The sequence below is a fragment of the Leclercia sp. GLN_9 genome (assembly GCF_043105735.1).
GTDB lineage: Bacteria > Pseudomonadota > Gammaproteobacteria > Enterobacterales > Enterobacteriaceae > Enterobacter > Enterobacter adecarboxylatus.
Window position 1 is genome coordinate 259474 of record NZ_JBICLV010000013.1, and the last position, 14436, is coordinate 273909.

The following is a 14436-nucleotide window of genomic DNA, read 5'->3' on the forward strand; positions in this document are numbered from 1 at the left end:
TCCATAATGTTGAAGCCCTGCTGATTGTAACGTTTTTTTGCGCTGGAGCACCTGAAAACTGGCAGTTAAACTATCAGGCAATTATTCACGTCGTGGATCGGGCTGGACATGGAACTGAAAGCAACTTCGTTGGGCAAGCGCCTGGCACAACATCCGTACGACAAAGTCGTTCTGCTCAACGCCGGGGTAAAAGTCTCCGGCGAACGTCACGAATATCTCATTCCCTTCAACCAGCTGCTGGCCATTCACTGTAAGCGCGGCCTGGTCTGGGGCGAGCTGGAGTTTGTCCTGCCTGAAGAGAAAGTGGTGCGTCTGCACGGGACTGAGTGGGCGGAAACCCAGCGTTTTCATCACCATCTGAACACGCTCTGGCAGCAATGGAGTGCTGAAATGAGCGAGGTGGCGGCGCAGGTATTGCAAAACGCGCTGAATGACATTACCACCAGCAATGAGCAAAACAGCTGGCTGACGCGGGAGAAAACGCTGGGCCTGCAGCAAAAAATTAATCAGGCGTTGCAGGCGCTGCCGCTGTCGGTCTCGCGGCTGGACGAGTTTGATAACTGTCGGGAAGCCTGGCGCCAGTGTCGGGCCTGGCTGGAGGATATTGACCAGAGCCGGCTGGCGCACAACCAGGCGTGGACCACCGCCATGCTCAGCCAGTATGCCGATTTTTTTGCCGGTATAGAGTCATCTCCTCTTAACCCGGCCCAGGCCCGGGCCGTGGTTAACGGCGAGCAGTCGCTGCTGGTGCTGGCGGGAGCCGGCAGCGGGAAAACCTCGGTGCTGGTGGCGCGGGCGGGCTGGCTCCTGACCCGCAATGAAGCCGTCCCCGACCAAATTTTACTCCTGGCATTTGGCCGCAAAGCGGCCCAGGAGATGGATGAGCGAATCGAGGCCCGGCTGCACACCCGCGACATTACCGCCAGAACATTCCACTCCCTGGCCCTGCACATCATTCAGCAGGGGAGTAAAAAGGTGCCGGTCGTCAGCCAGCTTGAGAATGACACCGTGGCGCGGCAAAAGATCTTTATCGAGGCCTGGCAACAGCAGTGCAGCGAGAAAAAAGCGCAGGCCAAGGGCTGGCGTCAGTGGCTGGAAGAGGAGCTGGAGTGGAGCGTGCCGGAAGGGAGTTTCTGGCAAAACGAGAAGCTGGCGCGCCGACTGGCCCCGCGGCTCGATCGCTGGGTGAGCCTGATGCGGATGCACGGTGGCGCTCAGGCTGAGATGATTGCGGGCGCGCCCGAAGAGATCCGGGCCTTGTTCTCAAAACGGGTGAAGTTAATGGCCCCGCTGTTAAAAGCCTGGAAAACTGCCCTTAAGGAAGAAAATGCCGTCGATTTTTCCGGGTTGATCCATCAGGCCGTCATTATTCTTGAAAAAGGTCGCTTTATTAGCCCGTGGAAGCACATTCTGGTGGATGAGTTTCAGGATATCTCTCCTCAGCGCGCAGCCCTGCTGGCGGCGCTGCGGGCGCAGAATAAACAAACCAGCCTGTTTGCCGTCGGGGACGACTGGCAGGCGATCTACCGTTTTAGTGGTGCCCAGCTGTCATTGACCACGGCGTTCCATCACTATTTTGGCGAAGGCGATCGCTGCGATCTCGATACCACCTACCGTTTCAATAACCGGATCGGCGAGATCGCCAACCGGTTTATTCAGCAGAACCCGAACCAACTGGCAAAACCGCTGAACAGCCTGTCGGCAGGCGACAAAAAAGCGGTCACCCTGCTTGCAGAGGATCAACTCGATGCCCTGCTGGATAAACTCAGCGGTTACGCCAGGCCGGAGGAGCGCATTCTGGTGCTGGCGCGATATCACCACCTTAAGCCCGCCAGCCTGGAGAAAGCCGCGACCCGCTGGCCGAAACTACAGCTGGATTTTATGACCATCCATGCCAGCAAGGGGCAGCAGGCAGATTATGTGATTGTGGTAGGGTTGCAGGAAGGGAGCGATGGTTTCCCGGCACCGGCGCGCGAATCGGTAATGGAGCAGGCTTTGCTGCCAGTGGTGGAAGATTTTCCCGATGCCGAAGAGCGACGATTATTGTACGTGGCGATGACCCGCGCCCGTCACCGCGTCTGGCTGTTATTCAATAAAGAGCAGCCGTCGCGCTTTGTGGAGATTTTAAAGGACATTGATGTGCCGGTGGCGCGTAAACCGTAGCGGTGTTTTACCCGGTGGCGCTGCGCTTACCGGGTCTACGGGTCATGCGGTTTAGGAGTTTTGTAAGCCGGGTAAGGCGAAGCCGCTACCCGGCAGGGCGGGCATTTATTTCAGGCGTTCAGCCAGATAGCGCTGATAATCCGGGATCAATATCTCTACCTGGTCGTTGAACTGCGGAGAAGCAATAATAAAATCCGCCGTCGACAGGTTGGTGGCGACCGGAATATTCCATACCGTGGCCAGGCGCAGCAGCGCTTTCACGTCCGGGTCGTGCGGGACTGCATTCAGGGGATCCCAGAAGAAGATCAGCACATCAATCTTTCCTTCCGAAATCTGCGCGCCCACCTGCTGATCGCCGCCCATCGGGCCGCTCAACATGGCATTGACCTGAAGCCCGGTTTCGCGGTGGATCAGATTACCGGTGGTGCCGGTGGCAGAAAGCTGGTGTTTTTCCAGCAAGGATTTGTGGCGCTGGACCCAGTTGAGCAGCATCTGTTTGCAGTGATCGTGCGCCACCAGCGCGATATGTTTGCGGTCCGGCAGTGTGCGAGTTGTGAGTTCCATAATCTCTATCCGTTAGTTAACTGGTTACAGATTACTGGAAGCACCTGACGCTGCAAGGGAAAGGGGTAAAAAATGCGGCTCAGGACGAGGGTTGTTGCTTCGCCCATTGCAGAAAACGGCTACGGGTCTCGGGATCGGCCTGGGCAAACCAGTATTTGAGCCGCTGCTCAGTCAGGTTCTGCGACTGCGGCGGCGGCATATCCAGCTCGGACACGCCAGATAGCAGCGTGCTGTCGTCGGCCATGGTGGTGGAGAATTGCGGTATTGAGGCGCTCTGTCCGGCTTTGTTATATCGCTCGGTATCGTATTCGTAATTCACGCCGGAAGGCGTATCGGTGATCGCCAGAATATCCAGCTTCACCGGAATCGGGGTCGCATCGCCATCCAGTAATTCAATATGCGGTGTATGATCAAAAAGTTGCGACTCTTTTTCTGTTTCCAGCCGGGGAAGACTAAAATTAACCTGACTGATGCGCTGGGTGTTGAAACTGGCGACCAGGGGAGGGGAGATATAAACCCGTTCTTCATGATTGCCGAGGCGAATGGTCTTCTCTACCCGAAACACAATCTGATGAGGGCCATTGTCCAGCTCGATGCTGTCCGCGCCGCGCAGCAGTGAACTGGAGACCTTTTTTCCGTCCAGTACCAGCAGATCGATGTCCGTAGAGAGCCGCAGCGTTGTAGCAAAAACGCAAACCGGCATGAGCAGCGCAAACAGACTCCAGGCAATGCCGGTTTTCATAAAAAACCCTCTTAAAAGACGCGCGTCATGAATAATGTATCAAATTTTTTCTTAAATCATATTTACTAACATATAGACATAATCTGGGCATTTGCCCTCATGCGGACGTATGGGATGGCAGGTTGCTTTCACTGCATGAATATTGATGATGAATACGCCAGGAGGAAATCCATGAAACAGAATGATATTGCTGAGATCCTGTCCACCACCCGGACCATTGCGCTGGTAGGGGCAAGCGATAAACCCGACCGTCCCAGCTATCGGGTGATGAAATACCTGCTCGATCAGGGCTACCACGTGATCCCGGTATCACCAAAAGTGGCAGGTAAGACGCTGTTGGGCCAGCAGGGGTACGGCACTCTGGCAGAGGTACCGGAAAAAATCGATATGGTGGATGTGTTCCGTAATTCCGAAGCCGCGTGGGACGTCGCGCAGGAAGCCGTTGCCGTCGGGGCAAAAACCCTCTGGTTACAGCTCGGGGTGATTAATGAACAGGCCGCGGAGCTGGCGCGTGACGCGGGGATGAATGTCGTCATGGATCGCTGCCCGGCGATTGAGATACCACGTCTGGGAATGGCGAAGTAATAAAAAACCCGGTCAGCCACCGGCTACCGGGTTTTCGTTAGTTGCGCAGGCGCGGGGCCTGTAACTGTCTGCGGATCGTTTGCGCCAGTTCATCCATGGAAGGCTGTTCAGGGTGTTCATCCTGCTGTTCGCCACTCAGTTGGGCTTCGGCAAGATAGGTATGCACGGCCTGGCCTTCGTCGTCTTCCATCACCACGTGGTACCAGGGGGCGGCGCGGAGTTCTGCGTTCACCGCCAGCTCATCGGCTGACGGTTCATCGAGGGAATATTCCGGGTCGATATCCACGACCACGCCCAGGTATCCTAACAGGGAGTGGCGGACCTGCTGGCCGATACCGAATTTGCTGGCAATCATAGTCACCTCCCGGGAAACGTTACTTACACTATAGGTGAGGGCAACATTCCACTTTTCAAGTTACATGATGCGACAGGCAAATCCTTTCAGATACAGCCCTTCCGGATAGGTGGCGATCACCGGATGATCGGCCGCCTGACGGAACTGCTCTATAAATTGTACATCACGACCAGCATCTACAGCGGCATCCGCGATAATTTTCTGGAATAATTCGGTGGTCATCAGGCCGGAACAAGAGAAGGTCAGCAGCACGCCGCCGGGGTTAAGCAGCTGGATCGCAAGCATATTGATGTCTTTGTATCCACGGCAGGCACCCATCAGCTGGTTTTTGTTTTCCACGAACTTTGGCGGATCCATCACAATAACGTCAAACTTCTCGCCCTGGTCGCGGTATTTACGCAGCAGCTTGAAAACATCGTCGCGCACAAATTCGGCTTTGCTCAGATCCAGCTTGTTCAGCGCCACGTTCTGCTTCGCCACGTCCAGCGCTTCCTGGGACGTATCAACGCTGACCACCTGGCTGCAACCGCCCATCAGCGCCGAGACCGCAAAACCGCCGGTATAGGAGAAGCAGTTCAGCACGCGTTTATCAGCAACGTACTGGCGGGTCGCCAGACGGCTGTCACGCTGATCAAGGTAGTAACCGGTTTTATGGCCACCCTGAATATCCACCAGCAGTTTCATGCCGTGTTCTTCAATCGGCAGCAGGGCTGGTGGCAGTTCACCGGTGACGGTGCCCTGAGTTAGCTCCATCCCCTCTTTTTTACGCACCGCAACGTCGCTGCGATCGTAAATGGCGCATTCAGGATACTGCGCCTGCAGGGCGCTGATTAACGCCGCACGCTGATATTCAGCGCCCGCGCTTAACAGTTGCAGCACCAGGAAGTTGCCGAAACGGTCGATGGTCACACCCGGCAGACCGTCGGATTCACCGGCGATCAGGCGATAGCTGTCCAGCCCGTCGCGTTTTGCCAGCCAGTCGCGCCACTGCTGCGCCTGCTGCAGACGACGAACAAAGAAATTGATGTCGATGGTTTCATCTTTATCGAAGGTCCAGACGCGCGCGCGGATCTGGGACGCAGGCGAGTAGGCGCCACGCGCTAACCATTTACCCTGATGGTCGACAATATCAATGGTTTCACCGAGGTTGGCTTTGCCTTCCATACGGGCGACCGCGCCGGAGAAGACCCAGGGATGGCGGCGCAACAAGGATTTCTCGCGCCCTTTGGCTAACACTAAACGTACACTCATAATTTACTATTCTGTCGATTCCAGGGAAATGGCGCGTAGAGTAGCACAGATGGCCGGGGGCAATCATCTGCGGGTACCGTTGAGCGTTGCGGCATAAATCAAAAATTATTCAGGCGAATTACCTGTTCGCAGCGGATTACACTGTTGTTGCCAGCCTGCGTTTTACAGCCCGTTTCCGACAACATTACGGCTGCTCAGTTAAAACGCTGTGCGAATCGCCGGGCCATAATTTGCTATTCTTTGGGTTCAGGGCCAGATACGGATAAGGGGACAGAACATGGCAAAAGTCTGCACAATCGCATGGGTTCACGGCACGGTTCAGGGCGTTGGCTTTCGTTACAGCACCCAGCGAGAAGCCACTGAACTGGGGTTGACCGGGTACGCGCGCAATATGGATGACGGTAGCGTCGAGGTGGTCGCCTGCGGCGAGGCGGAGCAAGTCGAGAAACTGCTCGACTGGCTTAAAGCGGGCGGGCCACGTATCGCCCGGGTTGAGAAGGTTCTGTCAGAGCCGCATCAACCCGAACGGGATTACGTCAATTTTGGTATTCGCTATTAAATGCACTTCACGGGCTTAGGCAAGCCGGCGATCTTGGTCGCCTGTTTTGCCGGGCCTTTCGGGAACAGACGATACAGGTAGCGGCTGTTGCCTTTCTCCTCGCCATACTTATTGGCCATCGCTTTTACCAGCATGCGGATGGCGGGGGAGGTGTTAAATTCCAGATAAAAATCACGCACGAAGCGCACCACTTCCCAGTGTTCTGGCGTCAGGGCGATCGACTCTTTTTCAGCAATGACCGCCGCCAGGCCTTCGCTCCACTGGCTGGTCTCTTTCAGATAGCCTTCGCTATCGGTCTCAATCTCTTTACCTTCAAAGTTCAGCATAATCATCACAGGTTTATCGAAAACCGCGGCAGTTTACCAAAAAAGAAAGCCCCGCATAAGCGGGGCTTTTTATGTAGCACTATGGGTTAATCGCGGCTGGCGAAGCCCAGGATGCTCAGCAGGCTGACAAAGATGTTATACAGCGACACATAAAGGCTCACGGTAGCGCGGATATAGTTAGTCTCGCCGCCATGAATGATGTTGCTGGTTTCCATCAGGATCGCCCCGGAAGAAATCAGGATGAACACCGCACTGATAGCCAGGTGCAGGGCCGGCAGCTGCAGGAAGATGTTCGCCACCATACCGATCAGCACCACGACGATGCCCGCCATCAGCATACCGCCAAGGAAAGACATGTCTTTGCGGGTAGTTAGCACGTAAGCGGAACAGCAGAAGAACACCAGCGCTGTGCCCCCCAGTGCCAGACCGATCAGATCGCCCATACCGGCAGACAGATAGGTGTTAAGCATTGGCCCCAGGATATAACCCAGGAAACCGGTGAAGGCGAACGCGGATAAAATACCCACTGGCTTATCAGCGGTTTTGTAGGTCAGGAACATCAGACCGTACATACCAACCAGCGTCAGGATCAGCCCCGGAGACGGCAGCATCAGCACCGTACTGGCGGTGGCCGTCAGCGCGGAAAAGGCCAGCGTCAGGCTGAGCATGAAGTAAGTATTGCGTAGCACCTTGTGGGTGCTGAGCAGCGATGTGCGGTCGCGTGAAGAACTAATAATACGATCCATGAGTCACTCTCTTATGACAGATGTAATTAACGGCAAGAATAGAAAACGACGCGCCGGTTACAAAGTGGTTTTACCCATCTTTACTCAGCGTCTTAGGGACAGAGCCAGCATGAAATTTTCCACAACGCGCCATATGCAGAACGAACCGCGGTTTGTCAGGATTAATCAGATCAAGCTCTTATAGGTCACTGAAATATATTGCCTTATTCCAGCCGCAACGCTAAGAGTTATTTTGCATCGTCAAAACTAAACTATAAGGCGAAGGACATGAAACCATCATCACGCGCTACATTTACACTCTCTTTGCTGACGACAGGGCTCCTTTGCGCAAGCGCAACGGCCTTTGCCGCCAGCGTACCGGCAGGAACAGAGCTGGCAGAGAAGCAGGAACTGGTCAGGAATAATGGCAATGAACCGGCATCGCTCGATCCGCATAAGGTCGAAAGCGATGTCGAATTCAATATTATCAGCGATTTGTTCGAAGGGCTGGTCAGCGTCTCGCCAGAAGGGGAGATCCAGCCGCGGCTGGCGGAAAAATGGGAGAACAAAGACAATACCGTCTGGACGTTCCATCTCCGCCCGGGCATTACCTGGAGCGACGGTACTGCCATCACCGCTCAGGACGTGGTCTGGAGCTGGCAACGGCTGGTGGATGCGAAAACCGCCTCGCCGTATGCCAGCTACCTCGGCAACATGCACCTGGTGAACGCCGCCGACATCGCCCAGGGCAAAAAAACGCCCGACACCCTGGGGGTCAAAGCCCTGAACGACACCACCCTGGAAGTGACGCTGACCCAGCCTAACGCGGCCTTCCTTGCCATGCTGGCGCACCCGTCGCTTGTGCCGGTCGATAAGGTGCTGATTGGCCGCTATGGCGATAAGTGGACCAAGCCGGAGCACTTTGTCAGCAGCGGGGCCTACACCCTCAGCCAGTGGGTCGTCAACGAACGGATCATCGCTGAGCGCAACCCGCGCTACTGGGATAACGCCCATACCGTCATCAACAAAGTAACGTACCTGCCCATCACCTCCGAAGCATCGGACGTGAACCGCTACAAGGCGGACGAAATTGATATTGTCTATACCGTGCCGATCAACCAGTTTGCCCAGCTACAAAAAACGATGGGCAGTGAGCTGGATGTTTCCCCGCAGCTGGCGACTTACTACTATGAGTTCAACACTACGCGTCCACCGTTTAACGACCCGCGCGTGCGCAAGGCGCTGAATCTGGCGCTGGATAAAGACATTATCGCCGGTAAAGTGTTAGGGCAGGGGCAGCGCCCGGCGTGGGTCATCAGCCAGCCGGATATCGGTGGCGTCAAACTCAACAGCCCGGACTACGCCAGCTGGCCGCTGGAGAAACGCATTGCCGAAGCGAAGAAGTTGCTGAACGAGGCGGGCTATAACGACAGCCATCCGCTGAGTTTCAAGCTGTTGTATAACACTTCGGAGTCGCACCAGCGGATTGCCATTGCCGCCAGCTCGATGTGGAAGAAAAACCTCGGCGTAGAGGCGAAGCTGCAAAACCAGGAGTGGAAAACGATGCTGGACACCATGCACACCCACAACTTTGACGCGGTGCGCTACGCCTGGATCGCTGATTACGACGATGCGGCCACCTTCCTGAATAACTTCCGTACCGGTGACAGCGAGAACACCAGCCAGTACAGCAATCCGGCCTATGACGAGGCGCTGGTCAATGCCGCAAAAGCGAAGACCACCGCCGAGCGCGGCACCTTCTACCAGCAGGCCGAAGATCTGCTTGCCCGGGACGTACCGGCGATCCCGGTCTATCACTACGTTCGCACCCACCTGGTCAAGCCGTGGGTAGGGGGCTTCACGCCGGATAAGCTGGGGTACTATTTCACCAAAGATATGTACATCAAAAAGCACTAATGAGCGGCGGTAAGATTTTGTGCTGATAAAATGGTCAGAATGTCGTCTATTCAACCGATTAAACGCATTTTGACTATTTTTCAGGCGAACGATTGTGCTCGTACTTTACAGGGCACACAGAGGTGTTTATAGTTCGCCTCACTTAGGAAGCGTGGCCGAGCGGTTGAAGGCACCGGTCTTGAAAACCGGCGACCCGAAAGGGTTCTAGAGTTCGAATCTCTACGCTTCCGCCAAATTAGAAAGCCCTGCGATAGCAATATCGCAGGGCTTTTGCTTTTTGATTTGTCTGTCGAATAACAACTCTGTGCTCATCCGGTCTGTTTATAGCCAAATATCAATGTTCATTGAAACATGATTGCTCTAACATGAAATTATCTATCCTGCGGACCTGAGGCTAAGTGTTGCATTGGTTGATAAAAAGAAAAGCACCATCAAAGATGTCGCTGCTTTAGCCGACGTTTCAATCGGCGTAGTGTCCCGCGTATTGAATCCCGGAACCGGTTCAGTTTCTGAACGTACCCGTCAGCGTATTATTGCTGCCATGCAAACGCTTAGTTATACCCCGCAGAGCGCCGCGCGTGAACTCAAGACCAGCCTGAATAACACTATTGGCTTAGTGGTGGCCGACATCAGTAACGAGTTTTTCTCTGAGATCTCTGATCTTATCGTTCGACGTGCTCGTGAACTGGCGATGAATGTCATTCTGGTCACGACTCAGGAAGATCCGCTTCTCGAGCGAGAAAGCCTGGAAATGTTGATGCAAAAGCGGGTCAAAGCCATCATCGCAACGCCGACAAGTGCTAATAAGGACATGTGGCAGTCGATCAGTGATATGGGGATCGCAATCGTCTTCATCGATCGCTATCTGGAGGATTTTACTCGCGCCAATGTGATTGGTTTTAATAATGAAACGTCCGCTCGACAGGCGACATCTTATCTGGCAGAACAGGGTCATCGGCGCATTGGATGGATAAGCGGACCTCTTAATACCTCCACCTCTTTGCAAAGACTGGAAGGCTACAAGAAAGGCCTTGAGGCGAATGGGATTGAATGTAATACCCAGCTTATTGTGGTGAAAAATTTTCGCGATCCGCTAGCCAGCCAGTCGCTTGATGAATTGCTATCGCTTGAAGACCCACCGACAGCAATTATCATTGGCAATACCTCAATAGCGCCAGTCATTATGTCGCGTATTCGGGAGCTAAAGTTATCGATACCCGACGATCTTTCATTAATTGTTTATCATGACAGCCACTGGAGTCGACTGCTGAGTCCATCCATTAGCGTCATAAAACATCCCCTCGAAGAACTCGCCAATAAAGCGCTTTTGAGTTTATCCGGGGAACAGCAAACACCCTGTGAACTCGACAGTACCTTAATTAAACGTGAAAGTGTTTCATGGATTAAATAAGGACGTTATTTAAACGCTGAATTTGCTTAATGATGGCGCAATGATCCAGCTCACCCTCTCCGGCATCAATCATCTGGCTAAAGAGTTGATTCACGGTTTCAGTCAAAGGGAGGGTCAAATCAAGTTGCTTCGCCAGTGCTACAGCACTACGCGTATCTTTAAGCTGCCACTTTGCAGCACCTCGCGCCTCAAAGTCTCCTTTAACCATTCGTTCGCCCTGGTGTTGCAGCAAGGTGGAATCTGCAAACCCCCCCAGCAGGGCTTCGCGTACCTTTGCCGGATCGGCACCGCCTTGTTGAGCGAGAGTAAATGCTTCCGACAATAAACTTAAGGTTCCGGCGACAATGATTTGGTTGGCAAGTTTTGTGAGTTGACCGGCTCCAACGCCTCCGACATGTGTAACTTTCCCCAGATGTGAGAGCAAAGGGCGAAGACTATCAACGATTTCTCTGTCACCTCCAGCCATTAATGACAGTGAACCCTTCTCTGCTCCTATCGTTCCGCCGGAAACAGGCATGTCGATATAGTGAGCCTGGACGCTGCTTGCCTTACGTGCTTGTTCAACAACAATGTCAGGGGAGAGCGTACTCATCATGATAATGGTGGTATTTTTACCCACGCTATGAAGTGCATCCTGGTTGAATATGACCTGGTCGCAGGCTGTTGCATCGCTCAACAGACAGATGATGACGTCACTGTCAGCAAGTAATTGCGCGGAGGATTGTTTGATCGTTATACCCGCGCGGGTTAATGGCAGCGCTTTTTCTGGCGACCTGTTCCACACCGCGACCGCATATCCGGCAGCGGCAAGTCGACGCGCTACCGGTTGTCCCATCAATCCGGTCCCCAACAAACCAATACGTATTTGACTCTTCATGTGTCCTCCTGATATCCCCGCAACTTAGGCCGTTACGGGGATTGCCATCATTTATAATCCCGCAAGACTGACCATTTGCTTACGCAGTTCGACGATGTCCAGATTGTTGTCAAAATGGACATCGCTGAAACGAATCGCCTTATCTTTTGCGACATCTTTCACCAGTCGGACATGATGGGCCAGCCCCATAGGCAAGAAGTCCTGCGCCACACTGATGCTGGCAGGTAAGGCATTGGCCCAGACGGTGAACCCACCTTCACCGTCCAGCATTTCACCTGCTTTAAGATCGCGTTTTGCCGTTGCAACCGCATCGCCTCTGAAGCTTAACGCGGTACCAGTAGCTTCTCCTCGTAATACCGCAGAGAGAATACTGATACTGGTTTCCAGACCAATCAGATGGAATGGGCGCCACATGGATGCGTACCAGCCACTTGGGTCAGTGAGTAATCCGTACTGTTTAAAACAGGCGCGACTATATTCATCGCGGGCTTTGAACGTCACGAAGACGCCGTAGCGTATATTGTTAAGCACCTCACGTCCGTCAGGTTCCTGACTGGCAGCGATATCAACAAGCCCACTTCGGCTCAGTCGCCCGCCATCCGATTCTGGCGAGAAAACGCGGGCCAGGTCATGCACCCCCGCAGGAGGAAATTCCAGCCCATTATCAGGGCAGTCTAATCCAGTCGCGTTGGCGACGGCGGCCATTTCGATAGCCGCTTTGGTGCCATCGGTAAACGAGTTGTACATTTTAGGATTAAAGTCTCCGGCCGCGACCTCTTCGTCAGACCAGCCAAAAAATCCCCATACGGTATCCGGGGTAGAGTAACGGTACCGAGGCTCGTAATTCATTCCTTTACCCGCAGCAACGATTTCAAAGCCGCAGGCTTTAGCCCAGTCAACCAGTTCGCAAATGATCGCCGGTTGATCACCATAAGCCATGCTGTAGATCACTCCGTTCTGGCGCGCACGGTCAGCGATCAAAGGCCCGCACAGTACATCGGCTTCCACATTGACCATGACCACATGCTTGTGATGTTCGACTGCATGAAGAGCGTGACGCGTTCCTGCCAGGGGGTGTCCCGTCGCCTCCACAATGCAATTGATTTGCTCACAACGGATCAGCTGTTCTGCATCCTCCACGATGCAGGTAGTGCCTTCGCGCAAGGCTGCATCGATGTTTTGTGCCTGATACTGCGTTTCTGGCCATCCCACACGAGCCAGTGCTGCACGGGCTTTCTTAATATCGAGGTCTGCCACTGCCACCACGTGTAGCCCTTCAAGATGTCGCAGTTGGGCCAGTACCATCGAACCAAATTTGCCGGCGCCGATAATACCCACACGAACAGGTTGTGCTGAACCCGATTTTACGGCACAGGCACGCTCAGCTAACAATGCTGCTAAGTTCATTTTCTACTCCTTTACAGGGGGATGTGATGGATTAACGCCAGCCAGCAACCTGACGGCGACTTCTGCTCATGAGATAAATCAGCAACGGCGAGAACAAAACCAGAACGGACAACAGGTAGAGGCCGTTTTGTGATTTACCGGTAATGGAGATGGTGAGGCCAACCAGGAAGGGGCCGAAGAATCCACCAATGTTGCCAATCGAATTAATCAGTGCCATGCCACCGGCACAGCCCCGGCTGGTAAGGAATGAGGCGGGAAGGGTATAAAACGTTGGAACGCACGACAGCATTCCTATCGTCGATATTGTTAATCCCAACATAGAAATCACGGGTGAATCGCTGATGGCCGCGATCACAAAACCGACAGAAAATATCAGCGAAGGGATAATAAAATGCCAGGTTCTTTCACCGGTTTTATCAGAATGATTCGACCACCAGCACATCACGACTGCACCAGCAATATAGGGAATAGTTCCCAGCATACCGACAACAGTATCTGAATAATCGAAGCGTTTAATGAACTGCGGCATCCAGAAACCCAGGCCTGTAAGACCAATGACGGTGAAGAAATAGGCCATCCCCAGGATCCAGACGCGTCGATCTTTGATCATCTCCCTGAAACCGGAGTGCCCAACGGACAAGGTAGCGTGTTGATCTTTTTCCATTAGATCCTGATAGGCCTGACGTTCTTCTGGTTTAAGCCAGGATGCTTTGGACGGTTTATCGGTGAGATAAAGGAAAACAATAACTGACAAGATTACCGGTGGGCAGCCTTCAATTAAAAACAGCCACTGCCAGCTCTCCAGCCCGCCGACATTATGGAAATTATCCAGAATGTAACCCGAGATCGGGTTGGCGATAATTGCAGCCAGCGGAACGCCCAGGTAGTAAATAGAAAAAACCTTGGCCAGCTCTTTTTTGGGGAACCAGGTAGTGAGATAGAAAACAATACCAGGAGCAAGACCCGCTTCTGCCACGCCCAGTAAAAAACGTAAGATACTGAGTGTCACGACGCCCTGTGCAAACGCCATCGCCATGGAAATGATGCCCCATGTGATCATAATTCGGGCTAACCAGAAACGTGCACCGTATCGTTCCAGCAACACGTTGCTGGGAATTTCAAACAGGATATAACCAAAAGAAAATATACCGACAGCAAAGCCAAAATGTTCAGGCGTCAGTCCCAGGGATTGATTCATGGTTAACGCGGCCATGCCGATATTTGAACGATCTATAAACGCGAGCAGATACATCAGCAGTATCAGGGGCATCAGCCGGAATTTGGCTTTTCTTATCGCACCACTTGCCAGCGATGAAATTTCTGACTTGTCTGGCTCAGGCATGACACCCACACCTGCCAGCGTACTATCGAACTCTTCTACATGTTTCATGATGTATCCCAGTAGTGTTTAACCCACTGAAAATCACGGAAAAAGCATGAATACCGCGACAGTCTTATCAAAAAGTAAAACGTTTTACTTTTTCATGAGTTTTACGACTGAGAGGGAAACAGTCAAGAGAAGAGCATGGAAAGTTAAAAAATTGTGACCAGGTT

Annotated in this window: 14 protein-coding genes and 1 tRNA gene; 6 read left to right on the forward strand and 9 right to left on the reverse strand. The window is 53.3% G+C overall.

Annotated features, from left to right (window positions below):
* The first annotated feature begins 108 nt into the window (after nt 1-108).
* A complete protein-coding gene (gene helD, locus ACF8PE_RS08130) occupies nt 109-2163 on the forward strand; it encodes a DNA helicase IV (RefSeq protein ID WP_230431345.1) in 2055 nt (684 codons plus the stop codon).
* Nucleotides 2164-2268: 105 nt separating this feature from the next.
* Here the strand turns inward: helD and mgsA are convergent, their stop codons facing one another.
* Nucleotides 2269-2727 (reverse strand): methylglyoxal synthase, encoded by a 459-nt coding sequence (gene mgsA, locus ACF8PE_RS08135; RefSeq protein WP_032617409.1) that lies wholly within the window; start codon nt 2725-2727, stop codon nt 2269-2271.
* A gap of 79 nt (nt 2728-2806) precedes the next feature.
* A complete protein-coding gene (locus tag ACF8PE_RS08140; protein ID WP_392494755.1) occupies nt 2807-3469 on the reverse strand; it encodes a DUF2057 family protein in 663 nt (220 codons plus the stop codon).
* Between the two features lie 171 nt (nt 3470-3640).
* On the opposite strand from ACF8PE_RS08140, the gene ACF8PE_RS08145 reads away from it, so the two are divergent.
* Nucleotides 3641-4054, forward strand: a complete 414-nt coding sequence (locus ACF8PE_RS08145) for a CoA-binding protein (protein ID WP_392494756.1) — start codon at nt 3641-3643, stop codon at nt 4052-4054.
* A 37-nt stretch (nt 4055-4091) separates the two neighbouring features.
* On the opposite strand, the gene hspQ is transcribed toward ACF8PE_RS08145, so the two are convergent.
* On the reverse strand, nt 4092-4409 hold the full coding sequence (gene hspQ / locus ACF8PE_RS08150) for a heat shock protein HspQ (protein ID WP_032617412.1): 318 nt from the start codon (nt 4407-4409) through the stop codon (nt 4092-4094).
* Nucleotides 4410-4469: 60 nt separating this feature from the next.
* Nucleotides 4470-5660, reverse strand: coding sequence for a 23S rRNA (cytosine(1962)-C(5))-methyltransferase RlmI (rlmI, locus tag ACF8PE_RS08155; RefSeq protein WP_032617413.1), 1191 nt, complete (start codon nt 5658-5660; stop codon nt 4470-4472).
* Nucleotides 5661-5937: 277 nt separating this feature from the next.
* Here rlmI and yccX point away from each other — a divergent pair, with 277 nt between their 5' ends.
* Nucleotides 5938-6219: an acylphosphatase gene (gene yccX, locus ACF8PE_RS08160; protein ID WP_059308338.1), complete on the forward strand. Its 282-nt coding sequence runs from the start codon at nt 5938-5940 to the stop codon at nt 6217-6219.
* Here yccX and tusE read toward each other — a convergent pair.
* Together tusE and yccA are read right to left on the reverse strand one after the other, a co-directional pair.
* Nucleotides 6216-6545 carry a sulfurtransferase TusE gene (gene tusE, locus ACF8PE_RS08165; protein ID WP_032617485.1) on the reverse strand — a complete coding sequence of 110 codons (330 nt, stop codon included), beginning with the start codon at nt 6543-6545 and terminating at the stop codon, nt 6216-6218. The genes yccX and tusE overlap by 4 nt on opposite strands.
* A gap of 86 nt (nt 6546-6631) precedes the next feature.
* The gene (yccA, locus tag ACF8PE_RS08170) at nt 6632-7291 is read right to left on the reverse strand and encodes an FtsH protease modulator YccA (RefSeq protein WP_032617416.1); all 660 of its coding nucleotides are present in this window, start codon (nt 7289-7291) and stop codon (nt 6632-6634) included.
* Between the two features lie 267 nt (nt 7292-7558).
* On the opposite strand from yccA, the gene ACF8PE_RS08175 reads away from it, so the two are divergent.
* The 3 genes from ACF8PE_RS08175 to ACF8PE_RS08185 all read left to right on the forward strand — a co-directional run bounded on the left by ACF8PE_RS08175 (nt 7559) and on the right by ACF8PE_RS08185 (nt 10598).
* Nucleotides 7559-9187, forward strand: a complete 1629-nt coding sequence (locus tag ACF8PE_RS08175; RefSeq protein WP_077227803.1) for an ABC transporter substrate-binding protein — start codon at nt 7559-7561, stop codon at nt 9185-9187.
* A gap of 145 nt (nt 9188-9332) precedes the next feature.
* Nucleotides 9333-9420, forward strand: a tRNA-Ser gene (locus ACF8PE_RS08180).
* 173 nt (nt 9421-9593) lie between these two features.
* A complete protein-coding gene (locus ACF8PE_RS08185) occupies nt 9594-10598 on the forward strand; it encodes a substrate-binding domain-containing protein (RefSeq protein ID WP_059308336.1) in 1005 nt (334 codons plus the stop codon).
* Here the strand turns inward: ACF8PE_RS08185 and ACF8PE_RS08190 are convergent.
* The 3 genes from ACF8PE_RS08190 to ACF8PE_RS08200 are packed head-to-tail and all read right to left on the reverse strand — an operon-like array spanning nt 10591 to nt 14272.
* On the reverse strand, nt 10591-11475 hold the full coding sequence (locus ACF8PE_RS08190) for an NAD(P)-dependent oxidoreductase (RefSeq protein ID WP_059308335.1): 885 nt from the start codon (nt 11473-11475) through the stop codon (nt 10591-10593). The genes ACF8PE_RS08185 and ACF8PE_RS08190 overlap by 8 nt on opposite strands.
* Before the next feature lie 51 nt (nt 11476-11526).
* Nucleotides 11527-12882 (reverse strand): NAD(P)H-dependent oxidoreductase, encoded by a 1356-nt coding sequence (locus tag ACF8PE_RS08195; protein ID WP_059308334.1) that lies wholly within the window; start codon nt 12880-12882, stop codon nt 11527-11529.
* A gap of 31 nt (nt 12883-12913) precedes the next feature.
* Nucleotides 12914-14272 carry an MFS transporter gene (locus ACF8PE_RS08200; protein ID WP_392494757.1) on the reverse strand — a complete coding sequence of 453 codons (1359 nt, stop codon included), beginning with the start codon at nt 14270-14272 and terminating at the stop codon, nt 12914-12916.
* Nucleotides 14273-14436 lie beyond the last annotated feature (164 nt).

Excerpts from the sequence above, each read along its gene's own strand:
- helD (WP_230431345.1), top strand. The coding sequence starts at position 109 with ATGGAACTGAAAGCAACTTCGTTGGGCAAGCGCCTGGCACAACATCCG.
- mgsA (WP_032617409.1), bottom strand. The coding sequence starts at position 2,727 with ATGGAACTCACAACTCGCACACTGCCGGACCGCAAACATATCGCGCTG.
- ACF8PE_RS08140 (WP_392494755.1), bottom strand. The coding sequence starts at position 3,469 with ATGAAAACCGGCATTGCCTGGAGTCTGTTTGCGCTGCTCATGCCGGTT.
- ACF8PE_RS08145 (WP_392494756.1), top strand. The coding sequence starts at position 3,641 with ATGAAACAGAATGATATTGCTGAGATCCTGTCCACCACCCGGACCATT.
- hspQ (WP_032617412.1), bottom strand. The coding sequence starts at position 4,409 with ATGATTGCCAGCAAATTCGGTATCGGCCAGCAGGTCCGCCACTCCCTG.
- rlmI (WP_032617413.1), bottom strand. The coding sequence starts at position 5,660 with ATGAGTGTACGTTTAGTGTTAGCCAAAGGGCGCGAGAAATCCTTGTTG.
- yccX (WP_059308338.1), top strand. The coding sequence starts at position 5,938 with ATGGCAAAAGTCTGCACAATCGCATGGGTTCACGGCACGGTTCAGGGC.
- tusE (WP_032617485.1), bottom strand. The coding sequence starts at position 6,545 with ATGCTGAACTTTGAAGGTAAAGAGATTGAGACCGATAGCGAAGGCTAT.
- yccA (WP_032617416.1), bottom strand. The coding sequence starts at position 7,291 with ATGGATCGTATTATTAGTTCTTCACGCGACCGCACATCGCTGCTCAGC.
- ACF8PE_RS08175 (WP_077227803.1), top strand. The coding sequence starts at position 7,559 with ATGAAACCATCATCACGCGCTACATTTACACTCTCTTTGCTGACGACA.
- ACF8PE_RS08190 (WP_059308335.1), bottom strand. The coding sequence starts at position 11,475 with ATGAAGAGTCAAATACGTATTGGTTTGTTGGGGACCGGATTGATGGGA.
- ACF8PE_RS08195 (WP_059308334.1), bottom strand. The coding sequence starts at position 12,882 with ATGAACTTAGCAGCATTGTTAGCTGAGCGTGCCTGTGCCGTAAAATCG.
- ACF8PE_RS08200 (WP_392494757.1), bottom strand. The coding sequence starts at position 14,272 with ATGAAACATGTAGAAGAGTTCGATAGTACGCTGGCAGGTGTGGGTGTC.